Source organism: uncultured Campylobacter sp., assembly GCF_938030785.1.
Lineage (GTDB): Bacteria > Campylobacterota > Campylobacteria > Campylobacterales > Campylobacteraceae > Campylobacter_B.
Genome location: NZ_CALHIK010000095.1, coordinates 1 through 21,766, shown reverse-complemented (window position 1 = coordinate 21,766; position 21,766 = coordinate 1). Strand labels below are relative to the sequence as shown.

23 protein-coding genes are annotated in these 21,766 nt (G+C 47.0%); 13 read left to right on the top strand and 10 right to left on the bottom strand.

All coding sequences use genetic code 11. The annotated features are described in order from the left end of the window. The 4 genes from Q0438_RS05245 to Q0438_RS05230 all read left to right on the top strand — a co-directional run. The coding region (locus Q0438_RS05245; protein WP_299188186.1) for a hypothetical protein at window positions 1–892 on the top strand (892 nt) is incomplete at its 5' end. Between the two features lie 151 nt (window positions 893–1,043). Then, on the top strand, window positions 1,044–3,050 hold the full coding sequence (locus tag Q0438_RS05240; protein WP_299188184.1) for a TonB-dependent receptor: 2,007 nt from the start codon (window positions 1,044–1,046) through the stop codon (window positions 3,048–3,050). A 490-nt stretch (window positions 3,051–3,540) separates the two neighbouring features. Beyond that, window positions 3,541–3,978, top strand: a complete 438-nt coding sequence (locus tag Q0438_RS05235; RefSeq protein WP_299188181.1) for a hypothetical protein — start codon at window positions 3,541–3,543, stop codon at window positions 3,976–3,978. 205 nt (window positions 3,979–4,183) lie between these two features. Continuing rightward, the gene (locus Q0438_RS05230) at window positions 4,184–4,603 is read left to right on the top strand and encodes a hypothetical protein (RefSeq protein WP_299188178.1); all 420 of its coding nucleotides are present in this window, start codon (window positions 4,184–4,186) and stop codon (window positions 4,601–4,603) included. A gap of 45 nt (window positions 4,604–4,648) precedes the next feature. On the opposite strand, the gene Q0438_RS05225 is transcribed toward Q0438_RS05230, so the two are convergent. The 3 genes from Q0438_RS05225 to galU form a co-directional block, all read right to left on the bottom strand. After that, window positions 4,649–5,032 (bottom strand): VOC family protein, encoded by a 384-nt coding sequence (locus tag Q0438_RS05225; protein ID WP_299188176.1) that lies wholly within the window; start codon window positions 5,030–5,032, stop codon window positions 4,649–4,651. Window positions 5,033–5,239: 207 nt separating this feature from the next. Continuing rightward, window positions 5,240–6,499 (bottom strand): glucose-6-phosphate isomerase, encoded by a 1,260-nt coding sequence (locus Q0438_RS05220; protein WP_299188174.1) that lies wholly within the window; start codon window positions 6,497–6,499, stop codon window positions 5,240–5,242. Next, window positions 6,486–7,322: a UTP--glucose-1-phosphate uridylyltransferase GalU gene (gene galU, locus Q0438_RS05215; RefSeq protein WP_299188172.1), complete on the bottom strand. Its 837-nt coding sequence runs from the start codon at window positions 7,320–7,322 to the stop codon at window positions 6,486–6,488. The genes Q0438_RS05220 and galU overlap by 14 nt, the downstream gene beginning before the upstream one ends. Window positions 7,323–7,392: 70 nt before the next feature. On the opposite strand from galU, the gene Q0438_RS05210 reads away from it, so the two are divergent. The 6 genes from Q0438_RS05210 (at window position 7,393) to Q0438_RS05185 (ending at window position 11,822) form a co-directional block, all read left to right on the top strand. After that, window positions 7,393–7,986, top strand: a complete 594-nt coding sequence (locus Q0438_RS05210; RefSeq protein WP_299188170.1) for a YigZ family protein — start codon at window positions 7,393–7,395, stop codon at window positions 7,984–7,986. Between the two features lie 106 nt (window positions 7,987–8,092). Beyond that, window positions 8,093–8,464 carry an HIT family protein gene (locus Q0438_RS05205; RefSeq protein ID WP_297989932.1) on the top strand — a complete coding sequence of 124 codons (372 nt, stop codon included), beginning with the start codon at window positions 8,093–8,095 and terminating at the stop codon, window positions 8,462–8,464. Further along, on the top strand, window positions 8,461–9,279 hold the full coding sequence (locus Q0438_RS05200) for a cache domain-containing protein (RefSeq protein WP_299188169.1): 819 nt from the start codon (window positions 8,461–8,463) through the stop codon (window positions 9,277–9,279). Before Q0438_RS05205 ends, Q0438_RS05200 begins: the two co-directional genes overlap by 4 nt. A gap of 139 nt (window positions 9,280–9,418) precedes the next feature. Then, the gene (locus Q0438_RS05195) at window positions 9,419–10,243 is read left to right on the top strand and encodes a hypothetical protein (RefSeq protein WP_299188167.1); all 825 of its coding nucleotides are present in this window, start codon (window positions 9,419–9,421) and stop codon (window positions 10,241–10,243) included. A gap of 48 nt (window positions 10,244–10,291) precedes the next feature. Next, window positions 10,292–11,053 carry a hypothetical protein gene (locus Q0438_RS05190; protein WP_299188163.1) on the top strand — a complete coding sequence of 254 codons (762 nt, stop codon included), beginning with the start codon at window positions 10,292–10,294 and terminating at the stop codon, window positions 11,051–11,053. Between the two features lie 85 nt (window positions 11,054–11,138). Beyond that, window positions 11,139–11,822, top strand: a complete 684-nt coding sequence (locus Q0438_RS05185; RefSeq protein ID WP_299188160.1) for a hypothetical protein — start codon at window positions 11,139–11,141, stop codon at window positions 11,820–11,822. Between the two features lie 95 nt (window positions 11,823–11,917). Here the strand turns inward: Q0438_RS05185 and Q0438_RS05180 are convergent, their stop codons facing one another. From Q0438_RS05180 to Q0438_RS05155, 6 genes are all read right to left on the bottom strand, one after another. Next, window positions 11,918–13,036, bottom strand: a complete 1,119-nt coding sequence (locus tag Q0438_RS05180; protein ID WP_299188158.1) for an ATP-binding protein — start codon at window positions 13,034–13,036, stop codon at window positions 11,918–11,920. After that, on the bottom strand, window positions 13,029–13,682 hold the full coding sequence (locus Q0438_RS05175) for a response regulator transcription factor (RefSeq protein ID WP_299188156.1): 654 nt from the start codon (window positions 13,680–13,682) through the stop codon (window positions 13,029–13,031). Before Q0438_RS05175 ends, Q0438_RS05180 begins: the two co-directional genes overlap by 8 nt. Before the next feature lie 26 nt (window positions 13,683–13,708). Beyond that, window positions 13,709–14,680 carry an NrfD/PsrC family molybdoenzyme membrane anchor subunit gene (gene nrfD, locus Q0438_RS05170; RefSeq protein WP_299188153.1) on the bottom strand — a complete coding sequence of 324 codons (972 nt, stop codon included), beginning with the start codon at window positions 14,678–14,680 and terminating at the stop codon, window positions 13,709–13,711. Next, window positions 14,673–15,239 (bottom strand): 4Fe-4S dicluster domain-containing protein, encoded by a 567-nt coding sequence (locus tag Q0438_RS05165; RefSeq protein WP_299188130.1) that lies wholly within the window; start codon window positions 15,237–15,239, stop codon window positions 14,673–14,675. Before Q0438_RS05165 ends, nrfD begins: the two co-directional genes overlap by 8 nt. A gap of 11 nt (window positions 15,240–15,250) precedes the next feature. Continuing rightward, window positions 15,251–17,515, bottom strand: a complete 2,265-nt coding sequence (gene phsA / locus Q0438_RS05160) for a thiosulfate reductase PhsA (RefSeq protein WP_299188127.1) — start codon at window positions 17,513–17,515, stop codon at window positions 15,251–15,253. 167 nt (window positions 17,516–17,682) lie between these two features. Further along, on the bottom strand, window positions 17,683–18,897 hold the full coding sequence (locus Q0438_RS05155) for an MFS transporter (protein ID WP_299188124.1): 1,215 nt from the start codon (window positions 18,895–18,897) through the stop codon (window positions 17,683–17,685). 149 nt (window positions 18,898–19,046) lie between these two features. Between Q0438_RS05155 and Q0438_RS05150 the strand changes: the two genes are divergently transcribed. After that, window positions 19,047–19,613 carry a PAS domain-containing protein gene (locus tag Q0438_RS05150; protein ID WP_299188121.1) on the top strand — a complete coding sequence of 189 codons (567 nt, stop codon included), beginning with the start codon at window positions 19,047–19,049 and terminating at the stop codon, window positions 19,611–19,613. Window positions 19,614–19,783: 170 nt separating this feature from the next. Here Q0438_RS05150 and recO read toward each other — a convergent pair whose 3' ends face one another. Continuing rightward, window positions 19,784–20,398: a recombination protein RecO gene (gene recO / locus Q0438_RS05145; protein WP_299188118.1), complete on the bottom strand. Its 615-nt coding sequence runs from the start codon at window positions 20,396–20,398 to the stop codon at window positions 19,784–19,786. Between the two features lie 93 nt (window positions 20,399–20,491). Between recO and accD the strand changes: the two genes are divergently transcribed. Then, the gene (accD, locus tag Q0438_RS05140) at window positions 20,492–21,391 is read left to right on the top strand and encodes an acetyl-CoA carboxylase, carboxyltransferase subunit beta (RefSeq protein ID WP_299188115.1); all 900 of its coding nucleotides are present in this window, start codon (window positions 20,492–20,494) and stop codon (window positions 21,389–21,391) included. Beyond that, on the top strand, window positions 21,391–21,766 hold a 376-nt coding region (locus Q0438_RS05135; protein WP_299188112.1), incomplete at its 3' end, for a 23S rRNA (pseudouridine(1915)-N(3))-methyltransferase RlmH. The genes accD and Q0438_RS05135, both read left to right, overlap by 1 nt.

Sequence of the window (21,766 nt, the reverse complement as noted above, 5' to 3'; positions counted from 1 at the left end):
TTCTAAATTCTTGAATTATAAATCTTCAAATTCCGAAGCTTCAAATTCTGAAACCCTAGATTCCGATCCTGACGCTTTAAAATTAGAAGCCGAAGCGGATCAGAATTCCGCCTGTGTAAACAACATAGAGCAGCAAAATTTTATATCCGATGATAGCGGCGCCTTATCGCAGAATTCTAAAACTAGAGACTACGACAAAGAACCGATAATCATCAAAGACCATACATATTATGAATTTATGATTTATCAATTTCCGGCGCTACTGATAGGATTTATTATATTTTTTACTTTTGCTACCATAGTAAATCCCGTTAGCCTTAAGACCTTTCGAATGCTTCCATTTATATTGGTTTCATTATTGACCGTAATTCGCGATAAAGACGGTATGTATTTTGAGTTTAAAAACGATAAAATTCTGTATTATCATAAAAACAAAATTCGCAAAATTTTCGAACTAAACAGCATAGGCGCAATGGTGATTAGCTTTGATTGCAGACACAGTATGCGACAAAGGGTAAATTGGTTTATAAAAATAGCGCTGCTTCTTTGGCTTTTATTAGCTTTTGTCGCCAACTCATACGATGTAACAATTGGTGAATATATAACTAATGTATTGTGTCTTTTTGTTTTAGCCGCGTCGGGGATTTTCGGAGCAAAGCCTCTTATGCACCTACGCAACGGCAGCCTCGGCTTTTTCGGTCTTCACGATCAGCTTGTGCTTTATAAAGAAAACGCCGAGGTCGAGATACTAAATATTTTAATGGTGGATAAAGAGGAGTATGTGCAGCTACGCGATTATTTCATGCAGACGATGCAAAAAGATATAAGCAATCTTCAATGCACGATGTCGATTTTCAACAAAAAGATAGAATTTAGGAAATTTAAATTCTAGCGATTAAAGGATCGCTATATATTTTTCCGAAGCGCCCTTCGGCTTGGGATTTACGGCGTAAAATTTTAACTTTTTAAAATATTAATATAAATTTGATATTTTTTGTGATTAAATTTCGCAATCGTTTATCACAATATCCAAAGGATCAAAAATGAAGTTATCTTACGTTGTGGCGGGGGTTTTGCTATGCGGCGCCTTGAGCGCAGACGATACTGCGAGCAAGGACGTAAATTTAGGCACGATAATCGTATCGTCGAATTTTAAAAAATCTATCTTGCAAGAGCCCACGAAGGTGGAGATCGCAGGTAAAGACACTATTTTAGAAAACGGCGACATCGCAAAATCGCTTTTGAACTTAAGCGGCTTTTCGATGGAGCGCAAGGGCGGAGGCGGCAGCGAGGTTTATTACCGCTCGCAGACGGCGTCCAGACTGCCCGTGCTCATCGACGGCAGCACGCTAAACGGCGGCTGCGGCATGCGTATGGATACGCCCATCACCTACATCTCGGCGCAAAACTACAACTCCGTGCGCATCGTCAAAGGTCCGCAGGACGTCAGATATGGAGCGCTCATCAGCGGCGGTATTTTCTTCGATCGAGATATTTTAAGACTAGATAAAACGCAATTCGGCGGGAATTTTAGCGTGCTAGGCGGAAGCTTTAGACGCTTCGAAACCGTAGCCGACGCCGTCGTGGGCAATGAATGGGGCAGCTTGCAGATCTCGGGCGGACATTACGAGAGCGGCGACTATAAAAGCGGCGGCGGACAGAAAATGCATACGCACTATAAACGCGACAGCGTCTCGCTCGTGGGCACGATCACGCCTACCGATTCTACCGCCATTCAGCTTAGCACGGACCTGGGCGAGGGCAAAGCGGCGTATGCGGACAGGATGAGGGACGGCGTGCAGTTTGACCGTAAGTCTTTCGGACTCAAATTTGAACAAGACGTCGGCGAGCACAAAATCAGGCTAAGTTCGTACTATCATCAGATCGACCATATAATGGACAACTTCACCATGCGTCCGGTGGTGCCAGGCATGGGGCCTGGCAAGGGATATAGCATCAGCCACCCGATACGCGATATGTACGGCTTTAAGCTAGAAGGCGAGCTAAATTTCGACAATTTAACAAGCTATCTTGGCGCTGGGTACTCTGAGGATGTATTTAAGTGGCGAGGCGCCGGAACGGGCGGAGCCGGCGTATCTAAAGCCGAAATGGACGCAGCTGTATCAAAGCCGCACGTAAAAGAGCGCAAGGTAACGTATAAAACGATCTATACTCAAAACGAATACGTCCTAGAAAACGACTACGGGCTTTTTGGCGGACTTAGGCTGGACGCGGGCGAGAGAAAACTGTTAAAAACGCATAAGAGCAGGAAAGAAAATTTATTCTCAGGGTTTTTTAGATACGAAAAATATCTGCAAAATTTAACGCTTTATGCTGGGTTAGGGCACGCACAAAGACTACCTGATCACTGGGAAACGAACAAGGACGCGAACTTAGAGCTACGTAAAGAAAGAAACACGCAGCTGGATTTTGGCGCAGTGCTAAAAGATAAAAACTACGAACTAAACGCAAATTTCTTCGTCTCAAAGATGGATGATTATATCATGCTAAAATATAATCCTATGGGCATGTCCTCAGACGCCTTTAATACCGACGCCTTGCTATACGGCGGCGAGATAGAGGGCACTACGCTACTAGCCGATATGTTTAAGCTGGGGGCGGGAGTATCCTACGTCTACGGCAAGGTGACTAAAAACGCGGGCGGCCTAAAAGACGGCGACGCGCTGCCTAAGGTTTCACCTCTAGCGTTTAAACTAAGCGCCGGTTTAGAAAAGCCCGACTGGTTCGTCAAAGCCGACTTCTACGCTAACGCGTCGCAAAACCGCGCGCAAAAAGGCTACGGCGACGTGGGCGGTATGGACCTTGGCAAGAGCGATAGCTTTTGGACGCTGGGACTAAGCGCGGGCTACAAATATAAAAATTATCAATTTTTGCTAGCGGCGGAAAACCTAAACGACGCCAAATATGCTTATCATAACTCAAAAGGCGGCTACGGCGGCGGTATCGCAGGCTACGAGACTATCCCGAACGGCACGAGGCTTTATGAACCGGGCAGAAGCTTTTGGGCGAAATTTAAGGTGCATTTTTAAGGCCTAGATCGTCCGGATTTGGCGCGTTTTAGATTTTGTATCGGATTGGGCGACACCCCATTTCGGCGCACTGCGCAAGGACTGTGCGAGCTTGCAAACAGACGCTAAAGTATAGATAAAATTTGCAAGTGCCTTGAGCGGCCGAGCTCGCGCTAAATTTGTACGGCTAGGCGCGGCTTTTGTCGTCCGAGCCTTTTTTTCCGCACGGCGTCGAAGCCTCGGTGCAGCCCGCGGCGGATATGATGCTTATTCGGGCGTGATCTCACGCGACAAGCGCCGGCACAGAAGGCGGTTGTGCGATTTGAGATGAAATTTGGCCCGCAGATCAGCTTAAAGCTTTGTACAAAAAGGCGGTTTCGCGGCGCCTGATCCGTCGGCATCGTTTCGGTTCGTCGGGCTTGCCTGCGCGCGACGGACGCGCGGTAAAATTTACTGAGCTTTAAGCGGCGAGGGTATAAAATGGCGCGTCCAAAATTTAAAGGCAGCAAAAATGGATCAAGGCAGGCTTGAGGAATTAAAAAGGCTACTACAAAAGCGGCATCAAGAGCCGAAGCTGGGCTTGGAACAAAATTTTAACGGAAAAAATTTTAAAATCTCAAATTCTGAAACCAAAAATTCCGAAGTCTCTAATTTTGAAGTTTCGAATTCTGAATTCCTGAATTTTGAATCCCCGAATTCCGAAGTCTCAAATTCTAAATTCTTGAATTATAAATCTTCAAATTCCGAAGCTTCAAATTCTGAAACCAAAAATTCCGATCCTGACGCTTTAAATTTAGAAGCCGAAGCGGATCAGAATTCTGCCTATGAAAATAACGCAGAGCCGCAAAATTTTATATCGGATGACAACGGCTCTTTGCAGCAAAATTATAAAGCCAGAGACTACGACAAAGATCCTAATCATAAAAGACTATGCTTTTTACGACTATGAAATATTCCACGATTGCTACGCTTATAGGATGCTTATTCTTCATCTCGGTCGTTACCGTAGTAAACCCCATTGAGCCCAAAAATTTTAGACTACTCCCTTTCGCTTTGGTAATGTTTTTTACCAGGCGAAAGCAACAAAAGGGCGTCTATTTCGTATTTAACGATTCGGATATAAATATTACAAAGAAGATAAAGCTTATAAATCTTTGAAGCTTGAACAAATCGGCGCCGTTGCGATTAGTTTTGATCCGCGCTGGGACCGGCAGCAGAGGATAAGCATACCCGAAATGCTGTTTTTGTCGCTTTGGCCTTTGGGCGCATACGTTATGCGCGGAATGCATGCGATGATCGCGCTAATTTCGATGATAGCAATTAGCCTATTCGGAGCGGGTATATTGATGCATCTTAAAAATGGCAGTTTCAGATGCTTAGGCGTCTATGACCGGCTTGTGATATACGGCGAAACGGACGATCTTAGAATTATAAATGTTTTGATTTATAGCGAAAAAGAGTATCTGGAATTAAAAGAGTATTTTATGCGCAAAACGCATATAGATTTGGATAGCGTCCCGCGCACCTTGTCGGTATTTAGCAAAAAGGTAAAATTTAGAAAATTTAAATTTTAAAGCTCCGCTTGGAATTTTGCCCTCAAATTTACGCGCTAATCTTCGCTATTTTTCATATACGCCGAGCTCTACGAGATTGCCGTCAGGATCGCGCAAATAGATGCTTTGCATAGCTCCACGCGCGCCCGTGCGGGGCACGACGCCGAGCTCTATTTGCGCCCCTTTGCTTTCAAGCTCCATTTTGAGCTGCTGCGCGCTTTGATCTTCGCAGATGAGGCAAAAGTCCGCCGAGCCCACGATAGGACGCGCCGCAAACGGGCTAAACTCGCCCGCGCGGGTGTGGATATTGATCTTTGAAGAGCCGAAACGCAGGCTGTGTTTACCGCCCTCGCAAACATGCTCTAAGCCCAAAATCCCTTCGTAAAATTCCACGCATTTTTGCAGATCCTCCGTAACTAGGACGAAGTGATCGATCCCTTTGATTTTCATTTCATCTCCTTGTGCGCCCGCAAGTCGCAAAATTTTTACGCCTCGCGGTGCAATCTTGGAATTCTGCCGTGAAATTTCGCGACAAAATTCTAAACGCTCGTAGCGCGAAATCAAAATTCCGTGGCGTAAATTTTAAAATTCTAAAATTTAGCCTAAACAAAATCGAACGCGGTGAAATTTCACGACCCCGCAAAATAAAACTGAAATTTAACCCCTCGATTTTAAAATCATCGATTTTAAGATTATCTTGCCCGCTTCGACGCCCGGCTGATCGTAGGTATTGACGCCTAAGATCGCTCCGGTGGCGCTGGTTAGCAGCTCGAAGTAGTAAAACAAAAATCCCGCGCTCTGTTCGCACAGCCGCGAAACCTCGATGAGATCGACGCTGATACCTTCGTTACTGATCGCTTGCAGCGTAGCGTCGCATTGGCAGCCTAGCACTTCGCTCAGTCGCATGCCGTTTACGAAGTCGCAGCTCTGAAGTGGCTCTAGGCTGAGCTGCGGCACGGCGTCCGAAAGCCCAGTGTCTGCGATCTTTAGAAAGGTTACGGTTTTGTCCTTGATGCCGTCCATGATGAGCTGAAGGAAGCTGTGCTGATCGCGCGAGCCCGAAAGCCCGATAGGAGTGAGCCCCTCGCGGCTAAAGCCGATCTTTTTGCCCAGGCTTTCCGCCCAGAGCTGCACATACCACTCGCCGAAGCCGCGCAGCGCGTCGCAGTAGCTAAAAAGGACGTTGATTTTCGCGCTTCTGTGCGTGGCGTAGTGGTGGGCCTTTTGTAAAATTTTATTCTGCGCCGCATCGCCGTTTGCGGATAAAATTTCATCCAGATACGCCTTTTTGGCTTCCTCCGCGCCGCTCAGCAGCGCATCCGCATCGAGCCCCAGCCCTACCGCTGGTAGGAGCCCCATCGCGCTTAGCACGCTAAAGCGGCCGCCGACGTTGCGAGGTGTATTTAGGACGCTAGCGCCGTGCTCGCGCGCGAAGATATCCAGCGGCGAGCCTGCGTCGGTGATGAAGATGAAATTGCGCGCTAAGCTTTTTAGATCGCGCACGCCGAAGCGGTCCAAAACTACCTTAAAAAGCGAGATCGTCTCGATCGTGCCGCCCGATTTGGACGATACGATGAAGATCGTGCGAGCAAAATTTAGCCCCGCTAGCGCGCGGTTTACGCTGCGCCCGTCGAGATTATCCAAAATTTCAAAGCGCAGATCTTTGCGGATTTTGCCCGCTAGCATCTCATAAAGCGCCCGTGCGCCCACGCTGGAGCCGCCGATGCCCAAAAGCACGATCGCATCGTAGCTTCGCGCGCTAAAAAATTCCTTCGCCTGCGCTATTACGCCCGCGCCTTGCTGCGGCAGGCGGTAGTAGCCTATCTCGCCGCTTTCATATTCGGCGCGGATCTTTGCCGCTACCTCCTCTAGCGCGCCGTCTTTTGCCGGAGGGAAAAACAGCTCATTTTTTACCATCGCTAAATTCTCGCTCGTAGAAATATTTGATCGCGTCCACGTAGCCTTTCACCGAGCCGCAGTCGAAGCGAGCGCCTTTAAATTTATACGCGATCACCACGCCGTTTTGAGCCTGCTTCAAAAGCGCGTCGGTGATCTGCACCTCGCCGTTTTTACCGGGCGCCGTCTGCTCGATGAGATCAAAAATATTAGGCGTTAGGATGTAGCGCCCGATGATGGCTAAATTTGACGGAGCTTCGTCGGGTTCCGGTTTTTCTATCATATCCGAGACCATTATCAGATCGTCGCTGATGCTTTTGCCAGCGACGATACCGTATTTGTTTACGTCCTGCGGCGGCACTTCCATCACTGCAACGACGCTGCAACGGTATTTTTCGTAAATTTTAACCATCTGCGCAAGCACGCCCTCGCCGTTTTCGTTCACGCACAGATCGTCTGCGAGCACCACGCCGAAAGGCTCGTCGCGGATTAAAATTTTACCCGTATAAATCGCGTTACCGAGCCCTTTCATCTGCTCTTGGCGCGTAAAAGAGAAGGTGCAGCGCTTCATAAGAGCCCTGATCTCGTCGAGCAGATATTCTTTGCTGCTGCCTGAAATTTGATCCTCCAGCTCGTAACTGCGGTCGAAATAATCCTCCAGCGCGCGTTTACCGCGACCCGTGACGAAGGCCATATTGTCCATGCCCGCCTCCAGCGCCTCGTCCACGCCGTAGTGAATGAGCGGCTTGGTGAGGATCGGAAGCATCTCTTTTGGTAGCGATTTGGTCGCGGGCAAAAAGCGCGTGCCGTAGCCCGCCGCGGGAAATAAACAAGTCTGGATCATGAAGCTCCTTTGATCTTTTTTTGAACTTTTATTATAATGCAAAAAAGATAAAATTCCGCAAAGGAAAGCCTTGAAAACGATTGAAAAAGAGATCAGCGCCGCGCAGGAGATCAAAAAATCAAGCTTCATCGCCTATCTCGCGCCGCTAGCGAGCTTTGAGGCGCTGCGTGCGCGGCTGCGGCAGCAACACCCAAAGGCGCGCCATATCGTCTGGGCGTATCGCGCGCTGAACGAGCCCGGGCAGATCGTAGAAAACTCGAGCGACGACGGCGAACCCAAATCAACCGCGGGCGCGCCGTGCCTAAACGCGCTTCGCGGCGCCGAGCTAATTAACGCCGCGGTGCTCGTGGTGCGCTACTTCGGCGGTATCAAGCTAGGTACGGGCGGGCTCGTGCGGGCATACGCTAGTAGCGCGAATCTTGCTATCGAGACCGCCGCAAGCAGCGGCGCTTTAACCGATTTTTCGCTTAAAAGGCGCTGCGCCTTTTTCGTGCCGTTTGCGGCGGTGGCTAAATTTGAACATTTTTTAAAAAAATCGGGTTTTGTTTATGAAGCGAGCTTCGGCGCTGCGGGAGCGGAGTTTAGCGCAGAGCTTAGCGCGGAGGAATTTGAAAAATTTATGGGCTTTGCGCAGGGCTTTACGGCGCCCTTTAAGATCACGTAGATGCCGAAATTTTAAAGCTCGGCTCTAAAATTTTAAGCGAAGCTCGCTTTAAATTTAACCCTTTTTAATGGGCTTTGCATTAAAATTCCCTTTTCAAGGAGAAGCGATGATTTACGAAGATGAGATGATTTACGTGGAGCGCGAGGAGCACGAAGTGCCGTGGGTGAAGGTCTTTACGAAGGCGAAATTTAAAGAGCTTAGCGACTGCGACGAGGCGACGCTGGCGCATCTGTGGCGCGCCGTGCTTCAGTGCGAAAAGAGCCTGCGGGAGTTTTACGCGCCCGATAAGATCAACATCGCAAGCTTCGCCAACTACGTGCCGCGCGTGCATTTTCACGTCCAAGCGCGCTTTAAAAACGACAGCTTTTTCCCGGAGTCCGTCTGGGGAAAAAAGATGCGAAACGGCAAACTCGATCTGCCGGAATTTAGCCAATTCGCAGAAGTTCTGGCGGCAAATTTAAAGATGGAATTCAGATGATAGGCGCGCGCTCCAAAAAATACCTAAGCCTTTTCGCGCTTGCTTGCTGCGTCGCCACCTTTGCGTTTTATCTGCGCTTTAAAAGCGAGGAAAACGAGATAAAAATCAAGCAGCAGTTCGATTTTAGCGCGAGTCTTTTTGAAAAGATCGTGGACGAAGAGAAGCTAAACGCCTTTGCGATCTCGCTGATTTTATCGCAGAACAGCGATGTGGTGCGCTGTTTCGAGAGCGGCAAACACGGCGAGTGCATGGACGTGACGAAAAAATACAAAGACATCTTAAGCGCGGTGCCCTTTTACACGGGCGTGAAGATACATTTTCACACGCAAAACATCAGAAGTCTGGCCAGAAGCTGGAGCGACGAATTTTACAACGACGATCTGAGCTCTTTTCGCCATTCGCTTTTGCAGATCCGCCAAAGCCTGCTTCCAAAGGCGCTTGTGGAGATGGGGCGATGTGGGGTTTTTATGCGTGGAATTTCGCCTGTTTTTAGCGACGGTAAATTTATCGGAAGCGCCGAGATAATGCTCGATTTCGAGCACGTCATCGCGCAGATCAACCGTATGGGAAACGATATTTTTATCCTCGTAGATAAGAGGTTTGAGACCGACTGCTTCTACGATAAAATAGGCGTTATCAAGGACTTTATCGTCGTAAATAGCGCGCCGGATTACGACGTTTTGTCGATTTTGGCGACGCTTGATTTTGGGGCGCAGAGCTTTATCAAAAAGGACGGACATTATTTTTACGTGCGGGCATTTTCGGACGAAAACGGCACGAAGCTGGGCTATATAATTTTGTACCGCGAAGGCTAGCGGCGGGATTTAAATTTAGGCGCCTATCGCTTGTTTGTTTCGTAGCGGCGGCGGCGGCGCGGCGAGCGAGCGTTTTAAATTTAATCGCATGATCGCGGCAATTTGTGCTGAAATTTTAAATTTTAAAAGGAGCGTCGGTATGAAATTTTATAAATCCGTTAAATTTAAAGCGCTATCTGGCGCGCTGCTTCTTATGATAATACTCTGCGCCGCATTTATCCGCATCGTGCCCGATTACTCCACTTCGCGAAGATTCGCCGTAGTTTCAATCTTTGGCTACAACAAATACAAGCAGGGCTATTGCCTCAAAGAAAACAGAATTTTGCCCAAAGAGGAGCGATTTAAGCGCGGAATTTTAGATCTTTTAAAGAGGCGCATGCTGTTTCAAACCCTCGTTACTGACAAATGCTATTATGTATATGGCAGTGAGACTTGCAACTACGGCAATAGAGAATTTGCCGTTAAAGTAGGTTTTTACGAAACGGATAAATTTAATAACAATGATTGGCTGGAAGTTCTATCTAAAGAATATGAGATACAAAAACGTAAAAATCAAGCCGCTTGGCCATATAGAAATATCTTTGTCGAGAAATTTCAAATGAAGCCCGTAAATATCTCAGCAAGATTAAAGATAAATTTAAACAATAGATCAGCCGGTTTTGAGGAGCCTATAGTAGAATACGGCGGTTTGCGCGAGTATATTTTATACTTCGATAAAAGCTTTATATTGTATGATAATTTTAAATTTAGAGATGTCGTGGTTAAAATATATGTGGGAGACACTATAAAAGATTTATCTGAAGCGAAGCAACATTATGACGAGACTATAGAAAACGGCTCACGCGAGAAGAAGTATTATTTAAAAATCGACACATGCGGCAATAGCGATTTTGAAGTTTATGAAAGCAATATCGAGGAAATAGCGGATCGCTTGGTAAGAGAAAGTATGTTTAAAGGTGGCTGAAAAGCTGAGTAAACAACTGAAATTTTAAATTTTAAAAGGAGCGTCGGTATGAAATTTTATAAATCTATTAAATTTAAAGCCCTGGCTGGCACGCTGCTTCTTATAATAATACTCTGCGCCGCATTCATCCGCATCATCCCCGATTATTCCACTTCACGAGGCTTCGCCGTCGTTTCTACTTCCGACTACAACAAATACAAGCAAGGCTATTGCCTCAAAGAAAACAGAATTTTACCGAGAGAGGAGCTGTATAAAAGAGCGATAGGGCAGTATTTGGATTATGAGTTAAAACTAGAACAAATGATCAATGATTATAGGACCTATGCCTATGGTAGTTCTTGGCGTAGCTCATATGAAATTGCATACTATGAACTAGAGAACATAAATTTATCTAATTGGTTTGAAGTATTAAAAAAGCATCATGATAATAATGAGACGTTTGAGGAAATTTTTATGAATAAATTAAAGGCTAAAAAAACCGACCCAAAGAAATATATAAAGATAAATTTAAATGATATGAGTGCCGGGTTTGATAGACCGATAATTATTCTAGACGGCGCTTACAAAGGACCAAATATTCATATATTGTTAGATAAGTTTGTTTTAATTTATAAAAATTATATACAACGCAATCATTCCGAATACCTATTTGATAGAATGAATTTTTCTGAAAAGATCAAGGAATATTACCAGAAGAGAAACAAGGCGTCGTTTGATATAAAACAGGGTTTTGAGCTGGACAACTGCGGAAATCTAAATTATCCATTAGAAGAATATTATTTAGGCAGTAGAGAGGCTAAAGGCGGCTGAAAAGCTGAGCAAACAACTGGAATTTTAAATTTTAAAAGGAGCGTCGGTATGAAATTTTATAAATCCGTTAAATTTAAAGCGATAGTTGGCACACTACTTCTGGCGGCGATACTCTGCGCAGCTTTTATCCGCATCGTGCCCGATTATTCCACTTCAAAAGGCTTTGTTGTGGTTTCTCTCCCTGTACAACAAATACAAGCAAGGATACTGCCTAAAAGAGAATAGAATTTTGCCTAAAGAGGAGTTGTATAGGCGCGCCGTCGGAGAATTTTTAGATAAAGAAATTATCGTATTAAAAAAGATAGCGAGTTATAGAGAGAACGATGATATAAAACATAAGTATTCCACTGATTATTATGAAATGCAAGACTTGAACTTTGAGAATTATCTTGAAATTTTAAAAAACAGCAGCAATAAAGTAAAAACTATTGAGGATTTCTATATTACAGAACTAAAGGCGACTAAAACGGATCCGAAACAATATTTGAAAGTTGATACTGTCGATAAAATAGTCGGTTTTACGAAGCCTTTGATTTTGTGCTTTGAGGATAGCGTATTTCTTATGCTAGATAAAAATTTCATAATTAGAGACAACTTTTTACAATCCAAGTCTATTTTGCTATTTCATAAAATTCCGACTGAATATAATTTAAAAACATACTATGAAAAACCCACTAATTCGCCCGAGTATTATTTTGATAATTGCGGCGACGTAAAATACGATGTAGAAAAAGAATACCTGGAAGGCAGGGAACTTACAGGCGGTTGAAAAGCCAAGTTAAAACAAAATTTTAAAAAGCCCGATAGTCGCGCAAATTTTACTTTTAAAATTTTAAAATTTGCGCCCAAATTTAACGTGCCGTTTTAATCCAAAAGTTTCTGCTTAAACAGCGGGATTTTGTAGCAAAAGGTGCTGCCCTCGCCAAGCTTCGAGCTGACGCTTTTTGCGATTCCGTAGCGCTTGCAAATTTTATCGATTATGTTTAGCCCCAGACCGAATCCGCCAAGAGCCGCGTTTTCGCGCGAGTATCTCTCCCAGATCGCGCTCGTATCCTTTATGCCGATGCCGAAGTCCTGCACTCTAAAGACCGCTATGCTCACCCCTTTTTCCAGCCCGATGATGATCTTGCCGCCGGGGCGCGAGTATTTTATGGCGTTGCTTAGCGTGTTGTCGATGAGGCGCATCAGCGAGGTTTCGTCCATAAAGACGCTCACATCTGGCGCTATTCGCGATTGCAGGCTTATGTTTTTGCTTTTTGCGACCAGATAGATGAAATTTATCCTAGCGCCCAAAAACTCGCTCATATCGATGCGGCGGCTTTTTAAGCTCATCTTGCCGCTTTTGATAAAGTACTCCACGTCCTCGTAAGTAATTACCATCTGCTTGAGTGCGGATTTTATTCGCGCCGTGTGTTTGTCGCGTAGGCCTAGCATCTCGGTGTTGATGAGCGCGACGCCCAGAGGGGTCTTTAGCTCGTGCATCGCGTCGTTGAAAAACGCCTTGATGAGGTTGCTTTGCTGCGCGTAGAAATTTTTTATGATTTTGTAGTTAAACAGCGCGATGATGAGCGCTACGAAAATCGTGATAAAGATCGTAGAGATCGCGATAAATTCTATCTTTGCGTAGCTTATCTTTTTTGAGATGACGAAAAAATGCAGCTTGCCCTCATGCAGAAAGTGGCGCTTAAAAAATACCCGTCCGCCAAATTTCAGCGTGATAAACGCAAAATCGGGCGGTTGGACGCTCAGGTTTGATCTTAAAATTTCGCCGTTTGCGTTTAGGATCGCGTAGTCGTAGATGAGCTCGTCTTTTAGATTCAGATCCGCGCCGGCTAGGGCTTCGCCGCTTTTTTGTATCAGCTCGGCGACGTCGGCGCTCTCCTCGATTTTGGAGTTTAAATAGATTATATAAAGGCTCTCGCTTATAAAGGCGCCGATGATGAAAATCGCGCTAAAAAGCGTAAATTTAAACCCTTTAAGCATTGATCTTATATCCGAGTCCGCGGCTGGAGAGGATGAAATCGTTGCTCGTTTTGGAGCGGAGGTTGCTGATATGCACGCGCACATCGACGCTGCCCGCTTCGCCGTCCCATACGTCGGCGATGAGTTCATCTACGCTTACGAATCTTTTGATATTGGCGAGTAGAAATTCTATGATTTTGATCTCTTTGGCGCTTAGCGATATCTCTTCGTCCGCGCGTTTTAAAATTTTTAAATTTGCGAAGTAATAAAATTTGCCCGCGATCTTGACGGCGCCCTTTTCGTCGCCGAAATACTTTCGCATCAGCTCGCTTACTCTAAATTTAAGCTCGGCTAGGTGGAAGGGCTTTTTTAGATATTCGTTGCAGCCTAGTTCGTAGCACTGGCTTAAATCGTCGATGTCGCCGAGCGAGGTCATCATCATTACGGGAGTGCTAAGACCGAGGTTTCGCGCGTATCTAAGCACCTCTTCTCCCGAAACCTCCGGCACTTTGATGTCTAAAATCAGCAAGTGGTATGCATTCGCGGCGATCTTATCGCAGGCTGCGTCGCCGCTTTCGCATTCGTCCACCTCGTAGCCAAGCTCCTGTAGATACTCGCTTACGCTGCTTCTGTATTCAAAATCGTCTTCTAAAAGTAAAATTTTCAAACCCGTTCCCTAAATCGGGAGCGAGACTACGCTCCCGTGCAAATTTGCCCCGCATATACGATGTAGTAGCGAAGCAGAATGACGCCGCAAAGCACGACGAAAGAATTTAAAACTATAAACGCAGGCTTGTAGGCGTGGTTTTTCAGCGCCGTAAAGGCGATGATGATCGGAGCGATGAGCCCCGTGCCTAAAACGCCGATCCAGAAAATTTTACCGTAAACCTCGTGCGTCAAAGCCTGCTGTGCCGCAAGCGCGCTCGTGCCGCCCTCGAAATACATCCCGACAAATAGAATGAACAAAAGCGGAATCTCAAAGAGTATCGCGCGCAGATCAAGCACCAAAAGGTATTTTATGCTATCTTTGTTTAACGAGCCTTTAAAAAACAGAAGTCTAACTAAAATGCTCGCCGCGATGCCGCTGGAAAAGCCCGATAGCAAAAATAAAATCGGCAGTACCGGAGTATTCCAAAGCGGAATTTTCATCACTGCGCTTAATAAAAAGCCCGTGTATGCGCCCACGCAAAGAGCAAGGATAAATAAAACCCGCTCGAAAGCTTTGGAAGCTTTGGCAAACGAGCTTAGTAAATTTACGATAGGTCGCAGAAACGCAAGTAGTTTAAATTTGCAAATTTCCTCGCCGAAGACGCATAGCGCAAATACGAAGCTAAGCGGCACGTAGATTAAAAGCGCCGCCACGCCGAGGCTCATCACCGAGCCGAAGTTAAATTTGATCAGCAAAAGATAGAAGGTAAGAGGCTTGCCCAGATCGAAGATCAAAAGCAAAAGCCCCGCGCAGATCGTAAGCGGCGCCGTGATCGCTCCCGCCCTAATCATCGCGTCCCAGATAGAATTTTGCTCGCTTTCGTGGCGGTTCCATTTGACTAAAAGCGCCACCATCGTCGCTCCCGCGCTAAGACCCGCCAAAAATAGATAGATCGCAATCGGCCAAGGCCAGTAAATTTCAGAGTATTGGCTCATATCGCCCCACATATTATTCATAGCGTCCTCCTTTTTTGTTTTTGATATTCGCTAGGCGCGGTTTGGTGTTTAGATACGCTTTTGGATATTCTACGCTCGTTTTGGCTAGCAGCTTGTTTACCCCAGAGCTCGCGTCGTTTACGTCGCCAAAAACCAAAGCGTCGGTCGGACACACGCTTACGCAAGCAGGCTGCAAGCCTTTGCTCGTGCGGTTCGTGTAGCAAAAGGTGCATTTGCCGATAGCGTGCGTGATAGGATCGACAAATCTAGCGTCGTAAGGACAGGCCAGGATGCAGTATTTGCAGCTGACGCAAAGCCTCTCGTCTATGAGCGTTACGCCGTCTTTGGTTTTAAAGCTCGCTCCCGTAGGGCAGACGTCCACGCAGGGGCTATCCTCGCACATAACGCAGCTGGCGCGCGAATAATCGAGCTTTAAATTTGGAAAAACGCCGCTTGTTTTGCCGTGCACTTGCAGCCTATAAACGCCGCTCGGTACGCCGTTTTCGTTCCTGCATGCAACCGAACAGGCTTGGCAACCTATACATAAATTTTCGTCGTGAATCATTATGAGTTTTTTCATAACCGCCCCTTTCAAATTTTAACTATATCGACGCCGACGTTGGTTACCATCGTGCTTACCACAGGACCCGCAGCCGGATCGAGAAGGACGCTTTGGTTGGTGCCTACGCCGTTCGTGCGCTTTAGCCCGGGGCTTACGTGCCCAAAGCCGTGGTATAAAAATAGGCAATCGTCCCTGATGCCTTGCGTGACGAAAATTTTAGCCTTTTGCTCGCCGAATTTATTTTTAAGCCTCACGATATCGCCCGTCTTTAGCCCCTCCGCTTTTGCAGAAGCTGGGCTGATCCAAACCGGCGATTCGCTCATCATATCGTTTAAAATTTTGACATTTTGAGTGTGTCCGTTGGTGTGAAGCGCGGTCTTGCCGGTCATTAGGCAGTATTTGTGCCCGCCGAATACGTCCATACCCTCGGTGTTTAAACAGCCGTATCCCGCGAAAAGCTCCTCCACTTTCGGCGCGAAAAGCTCGATCTTGCCGCTCGGGGTTTTAAATTTCATCTGCGAGCTCATCTCGCCGTTTTCGTCCACGAACTCCGCCGCAACAGGATATTTATCGATAAATTTAGCCACGAGCTTCGGCTCTCGGTAGTACAGCTTCGGCACTTTGTAGCTTACGTAGCCGTTCTTGATTAAATTTGCGATCAGCTCGGCGTTACCTTTGGCTTGCTGCATGCGGTATTCGTCGATGTTGTTCCAAGTGTAGTCCTGATCGATCTTCATCACTCTCGCAAGTTCTCTAAAAATTTCATAGCCGCACTTCGTATCGCCCACCGGCTCAACGGCTTTGTTTCGCATCACAAATCCAGGCGCGGTGCCGCCTTTGTTTTGAATCGACTCGTCGCGCTCCAAATACGTGGATTCGGGCAAGATCACGTCGGCTAAGCACGCGAAGTCGCTCATATATACGTCGATTGCGAGCACGAAGTCCAGCTTTTTGATCGCCTCTACGCTCTTATCCACGCCCGCAACGTTGATGAGGTGGTTAAAGCGCGTGCTGACCCAGCCTTTTACAGGGTAAGGCTTTTCGCTTAAAATCGTAGGCGCGATCTGCATCAAAACGCCGTGTTTGCGCGGCACGAAGAAATTTTCGCTGCCTTCTTCGCCGCAGCCGTCGATGCGCGCGGTCTTTGGAATTTTAAAATTTTTATCCGGGTTCGAGATGGTAGGGAATAGATCCTCTTTGCAAAGCGCGTTGAAGGTTTTGGAATCTTTAGAGAAGTAAATTCCGCCCTTTTTCTCGACGTTCCCCATCAGCGCGTTTGCGATCGCGATGGCGCGCGTGCGGATATATTCGGCTTTAGCGGTCGTGGTTTTATGACCCCAGTCGATTACGACCGCGGGAGCCGCGGCGTAAATTTCATTTGCGATGCGCTCTACCTTGTCCGCTTTGATGCCCGTGATAGCCTCCTGCCAAAGCGGCGTCGTATCCTTCACGGACTGCCTTAGCTCCTCTAGCCCCACGGCGTATTGTTCGATAAATTTTTTGTCGTATTTGTTATCGCGCAGCCAGACGTGAATCAGCGCCATCAAAAACGCCGCGTCGGTTCCCGGTTTTATCGGTAGCCACTCGTCTGCCTTGGAAGCTACGGTACTGAAGCGCGGATCGAGCACCAAAAGCTTTACGTCCTCTCTGCTCGCGGCTTTTGCGAGCTTTTTGGTTTTTGAGATGTCGATGCCCTCAAAGAGATTATGGCCGAAATTTACGATATATTTTGCATCGCCGTAGTCTCTTTGCATGTTAGCGCCGAAGGTGTGCGGCACGGCGATATTGTAGGTGACAGGGCAACAGGACCAGTGCGAGTAGATGTTCGGACTGCCGTATGCACAGGCGAAATTCATCATCTGGGTGTGGTGTTCGCCCGTTTTAGAGGTAAAAACTACGCTTTGCGGGCCGTATTTTTGCGAAATCTCGCCCAACCTCTGCGCGCAAATTTTAAGCGCCTCGTCCCAGCTCGCCTCTCTAAATTTGCCCTCGCCGCGCTCGCCTACGCGAATGAGTGGCTTAATGAGCCTTTGATCGTCGTAGAGCTGATTGATGCCCGCTCCGCCGCGAGCGCAGACGGAGGTTTTGTTCGAAAACCTGTGGTTGCCCTCGATTAAAGCGCCGCGGCCGTCTTTGACGGTCACCTCGATAGGACAGCGCGAAGAGCACATCTCGCAGACGCTGGCGACTTTCTTTTCCGTCCCGCCTGTAACCGCGCTAGCGTTTAAATTTAGATTTAACGTCGCTAGCGTGCCGATTGCGGCGGTACTTTTTAAGAAATTTCGTCTATTCATAAAAACTCCTTACCTTTGAATTTTGGTCGAAATTCTAAAATCCCATCGTAAAAATAAGGTTAATTTTGATAATGGACGAAGCGGGAGAAATTTACGCAAAAGCCCCTGCGGCTTAAAATTTTAACTAGCGTTTTAGCGATTGGGAGTTAAATTTGAAGCGTCTAAATTTAACGCAGCGGGCTGTGAGCCTTTTTAAATTTATAAAATATGCAAAGCAGCGCCGAGATGCTTGCCGCGCCGCAGATCGCAAGAGTCGCTCGTGCGCCGAAGCAATTAACCAAAAAGCCCGAAAATAGCGCGCCAAAAGGGGTGCTGCCGATGAAAAACAGCGCGTAGATGCTCATCACTCTGCCGCGGAATTCGTTGCTTACGTGCATCTGCACGGCTGAGTTGATACTCGAATTTGTCGCGACGAATAAAAAACCCGTCGCCGCAAGCCACGCGCTCGCCCATATAAAGGAGCTTACCGCGCCGATGAGAGCCAAGCTTAGCCCGAGCAGGCTTGCGCAAAGATAGATCCTGCGGACGCTAAGCCTGCCGAAAACCGCCACGAAAAGCGCGCCGAAAAAAGCCCCCGCGCCCAGAGCCGACATCAAATATCCGAAACTGCGTTCGTCCGCGCCGAGGCTAAGCTTAACGAGAGCGGAGATCGTTACGTTGTAATTCGGCACGAGGGTAGAGATCACGAGCACCGTTAGCATCAGCTTGCTTAGCGTGCGTTTGTGCGAAATGTATGAAATGCCCGCCTTGATAGATGATAAAACGCCATGTTTTGCGGCTGCTGCGTTTAAGCTTGAAGGCGAAATTTTAACGAAAAAGAGCGAAATGATGATGCCCAAAAAACTGATCGCGTTGAATAAAAAGCAAAATCCTACGCCCCACAGCGCCATCACAAGCCCCGCAAGCGCGGGCCCCGCGATGCGAGTGACGTTAAAGGACATAGAATTTAGCGCGATTGCGTTAGATATGCTTTGCGGCTCGCCTACGAGGTCTTTGACCATCGATTGGCGGCTCGGCGAATCGAGACTCCTAAAAATTCCGTTAGCGAAGGCGAGAGATAAAATTTTTTCAAACGAATAAATTTCGCAAAAAACCATAAACGAAAAAATACTCGCGATGATCATCATGCCGATCTGAGCGAGCAGGAGGATCTTTTTGCGATCAAATTTATCCAGTAGCACGCCGGAAAACGGCGTGAAAAGCAGCGCCGGCAAAAACTGCGCCGCGGCTACGAGGCTGACCTTAAAAGCGTCTGCGGTGATGCTTAACACTAGCCACGGCAGCGCGATGCTCTGCATCCACGATCCGATCAGCGAGAGGTTCATCCCGATCCAATAAATTCTAAAATTTGGGTATTTAAGCGATAGGAAGGGATTTTTCAACGCGCCGCCTTTTGAAATTTGGATTTCGGGATTATACTTAAATTTGTCGTAAATTTTAGAATTTGCTAAATTTAATAAAAATTTAATGTTCTTAAAAACAAAATTATAATATACTCCTTTTTTAAAATTTTAAAGCAAAAGGATTAAAAATGCAAAGACCGACGCCTCTAAATCAAGAGATCAAACTTGATCCGAACCGCTACATCGTCTCCAGGACCGATCCTAAGGGCATTATCACCTTCGGAAATCCGTATTTTTGTATGATTTGCGGATACAGCGAGGAGGAGCTCATAGGCAAGCCGCATAACATCATCCGCCACCCGGATATGCCGCGCATAGCGTTTAAGCTTATGTGGGATACGATACAGCAGGGCAAGGATTTTACCGCGGTGGTAAAAAATTTAGCCAAAGACGGGCGCTTTTATTGGGTTATTACGGAATTTAGCTCCAAAAAAGATCCTACGACCGGACAGATCACCGAATACACGGCATTTCGTAAAGCTCCTCCGCGCTCCGCGGTTGAGGCGGTCGAGCCGATCTACAAGATGCTTTTGGACGCCGAAAATAGAGGCGGCATGGAGGCCAGCCAAAAGGTGCTTATAGATTTTCTAAAAAGCAAGGGCGAGACTTATGAAACTTGGATCGCAAAGGTTTCAGGCAGATCAAATCCGCTCACCGCAATGTTTTTCAAGGCGATGAAAAAGCTTTTTAGCTAGTCCCCTTAAAATTTAATGCAAAATCCCGCACAATGCGGGATTAGCTGGCTCTGCGCGAGCAAAGCGAATAAAACACAAAGCCGTCCATTAATGAAATTTTGAAATTCTATGAAATTTTAAATTTAGCGCCCGAGCATTGAAATTTTACGTCCGCATCAAATGCGCCGCGCTCAAAGCCCCTCAAGCGTTATATCATAGAGCCTCTCTACCGTCTCGTCGTTTAAATTTAGCGTCTTTTTGCTTTGTAAAAATTCTAAAATTTCATCCTGCGCAAAGCCCGCTCTTTGCGCGCAGCTCTCGTGCGCAGGCAAAAAGCTGCGGCACAACGCGATATTTTCTAAAATTTCTTCGTCGCATAAAAAACAATACGGCTCGTCGTGCAATCGCCCCTCAAATTCTAAAATTTTAACATAGCTCTCCACGATTATGCGGCGCGGATTTTGTCTGCCGAAGCGCGCAGCGGCCTCTGTGAGCAGCTCGTAGTAAAATTTATCCAGATGCTCGGCATCTTTTAGGTGCGCGTATAAAAGCCGCATAAATTGCTGCCAAAATAGCAGTTTTTCGCGGCTTGCGAGCCACGCGTATCCCAGATGCATCACGCCGCTAAGGCGAGGGAGGAAGTTTGGATTTTGCGAGAGCTCGAAGTCGATCTTATAGCCCTGGATGATGTTTGAATGGCGCGCGCCGTAAAAGCGATATGCACGCACGAGCGCGCTTTCGCTCAGCACGTCCACGATGCAGTCCTCGTCCCTAACTTTGGTCGTTTTTAATATAAATCCTTGCATTTTCCTATTTTAGCGAAATTCACATATAAATTTAAATAAAGAATTTTAGGTTATAATCAGAAGTTACATTTCATGGAATTTAAAGGAAATCATATGAATTTCGGAGATCTGTTTTCAAAAATACGTAGAACGCAGCCCGCGCCTAACGATGCTCCTACGCACTGGATCAAGTGCCCGGGATGCGGCGCGCTGATGTATCACAAAGAGGTCGAGCAAAACCATAGCGTTTGCCCGAAGTGCAACTACCATCTGCGTTTTGATGCGCAAGCTCGCATCGATCTGATCTGCGACGAGGGTTCGTTCGTGGAGTTCGATAAAAATTTGCAGCCCGTCGATCCGCTAAAATTCGTCGATAAAAAATCCTACAAAAAGCGTATTGCCGAGACTAAAGAAAAAACGGGTAGGCTTAGCGCGGTGATTGCGGGCGAGGGCGCCATAAGTCGCCAAAAGATTCAGCTCGTGGTATTTGATTTCAGTTTTATGGGCGGAAGTCTGGGCTCCGTGGAGGGAGAGAAGATCGTGCGCGCCGTAAAACGCAGCCTGGATAAAAACGAGCCGCTAATCATCGTAAGCGCAAGCGGCGGCGCGAGGATGCAGGAGAGCACCTTTTCGCTAATGCAGATGAGTAAAACCTCCGCCGCGCTTAAAATTTTATCCGAGCATAGAATTCCTTTCATCTCCGTTCTTACCGATCCTACGATGGGCGGCGTGAGTGCGTCCTTTGCGTGGCTGGGAGATATTATTATCGCAGAGCCGGGTGCTCTGATCGGCTTTGCCGGACAGCGCGTCATCAAGCAAACCATCGGTGCGGATCTGCCGGAGGGATTTCAAAGATCGGAATTTCTGCTCGAGCACGGACTCATTGACGCGATCGTACCGCGCGGAGAGATGAGGCAGTATCTAAGCGATATGATAAACGTGCTTAGCAAAAACGCCGTGCAGATCGAGAGCGGCGGAGACAAATCTCTGCACGAAGAGGGAAGCGAAGAGTAGTGCAGATAACGGTAAATTCCATTCAAAAGGGCACGGACGAGTTTGCTAGCGAGATAAGCGCTTATAAAAAAATGGCGGCTAAATTTGCGGCGGTGCGAGAGCAGACCTTTTTTAACGCCAGTATCGCTCGCGCTCAAGCAGCGTCTTGCGAGCTCGCCCTTAGGGCGTATGATGAAATTTATCTGCCGCGCCTTAGCGGCTACGTCGTGGCTCTGGATGAGCGCGGGCAGGAGCTTGATAGCATGGAATTTGCGGGGATGCTAAAGGACAAAAGCGCCGTGTCGTTTTTTATCGGCGGAGCTTACGGGCTTAGCGAAAACTTTAAGGCAAAAGCCGATAAAATAATCAGTCTTAGCAGGCTTACGTTAGCGCATA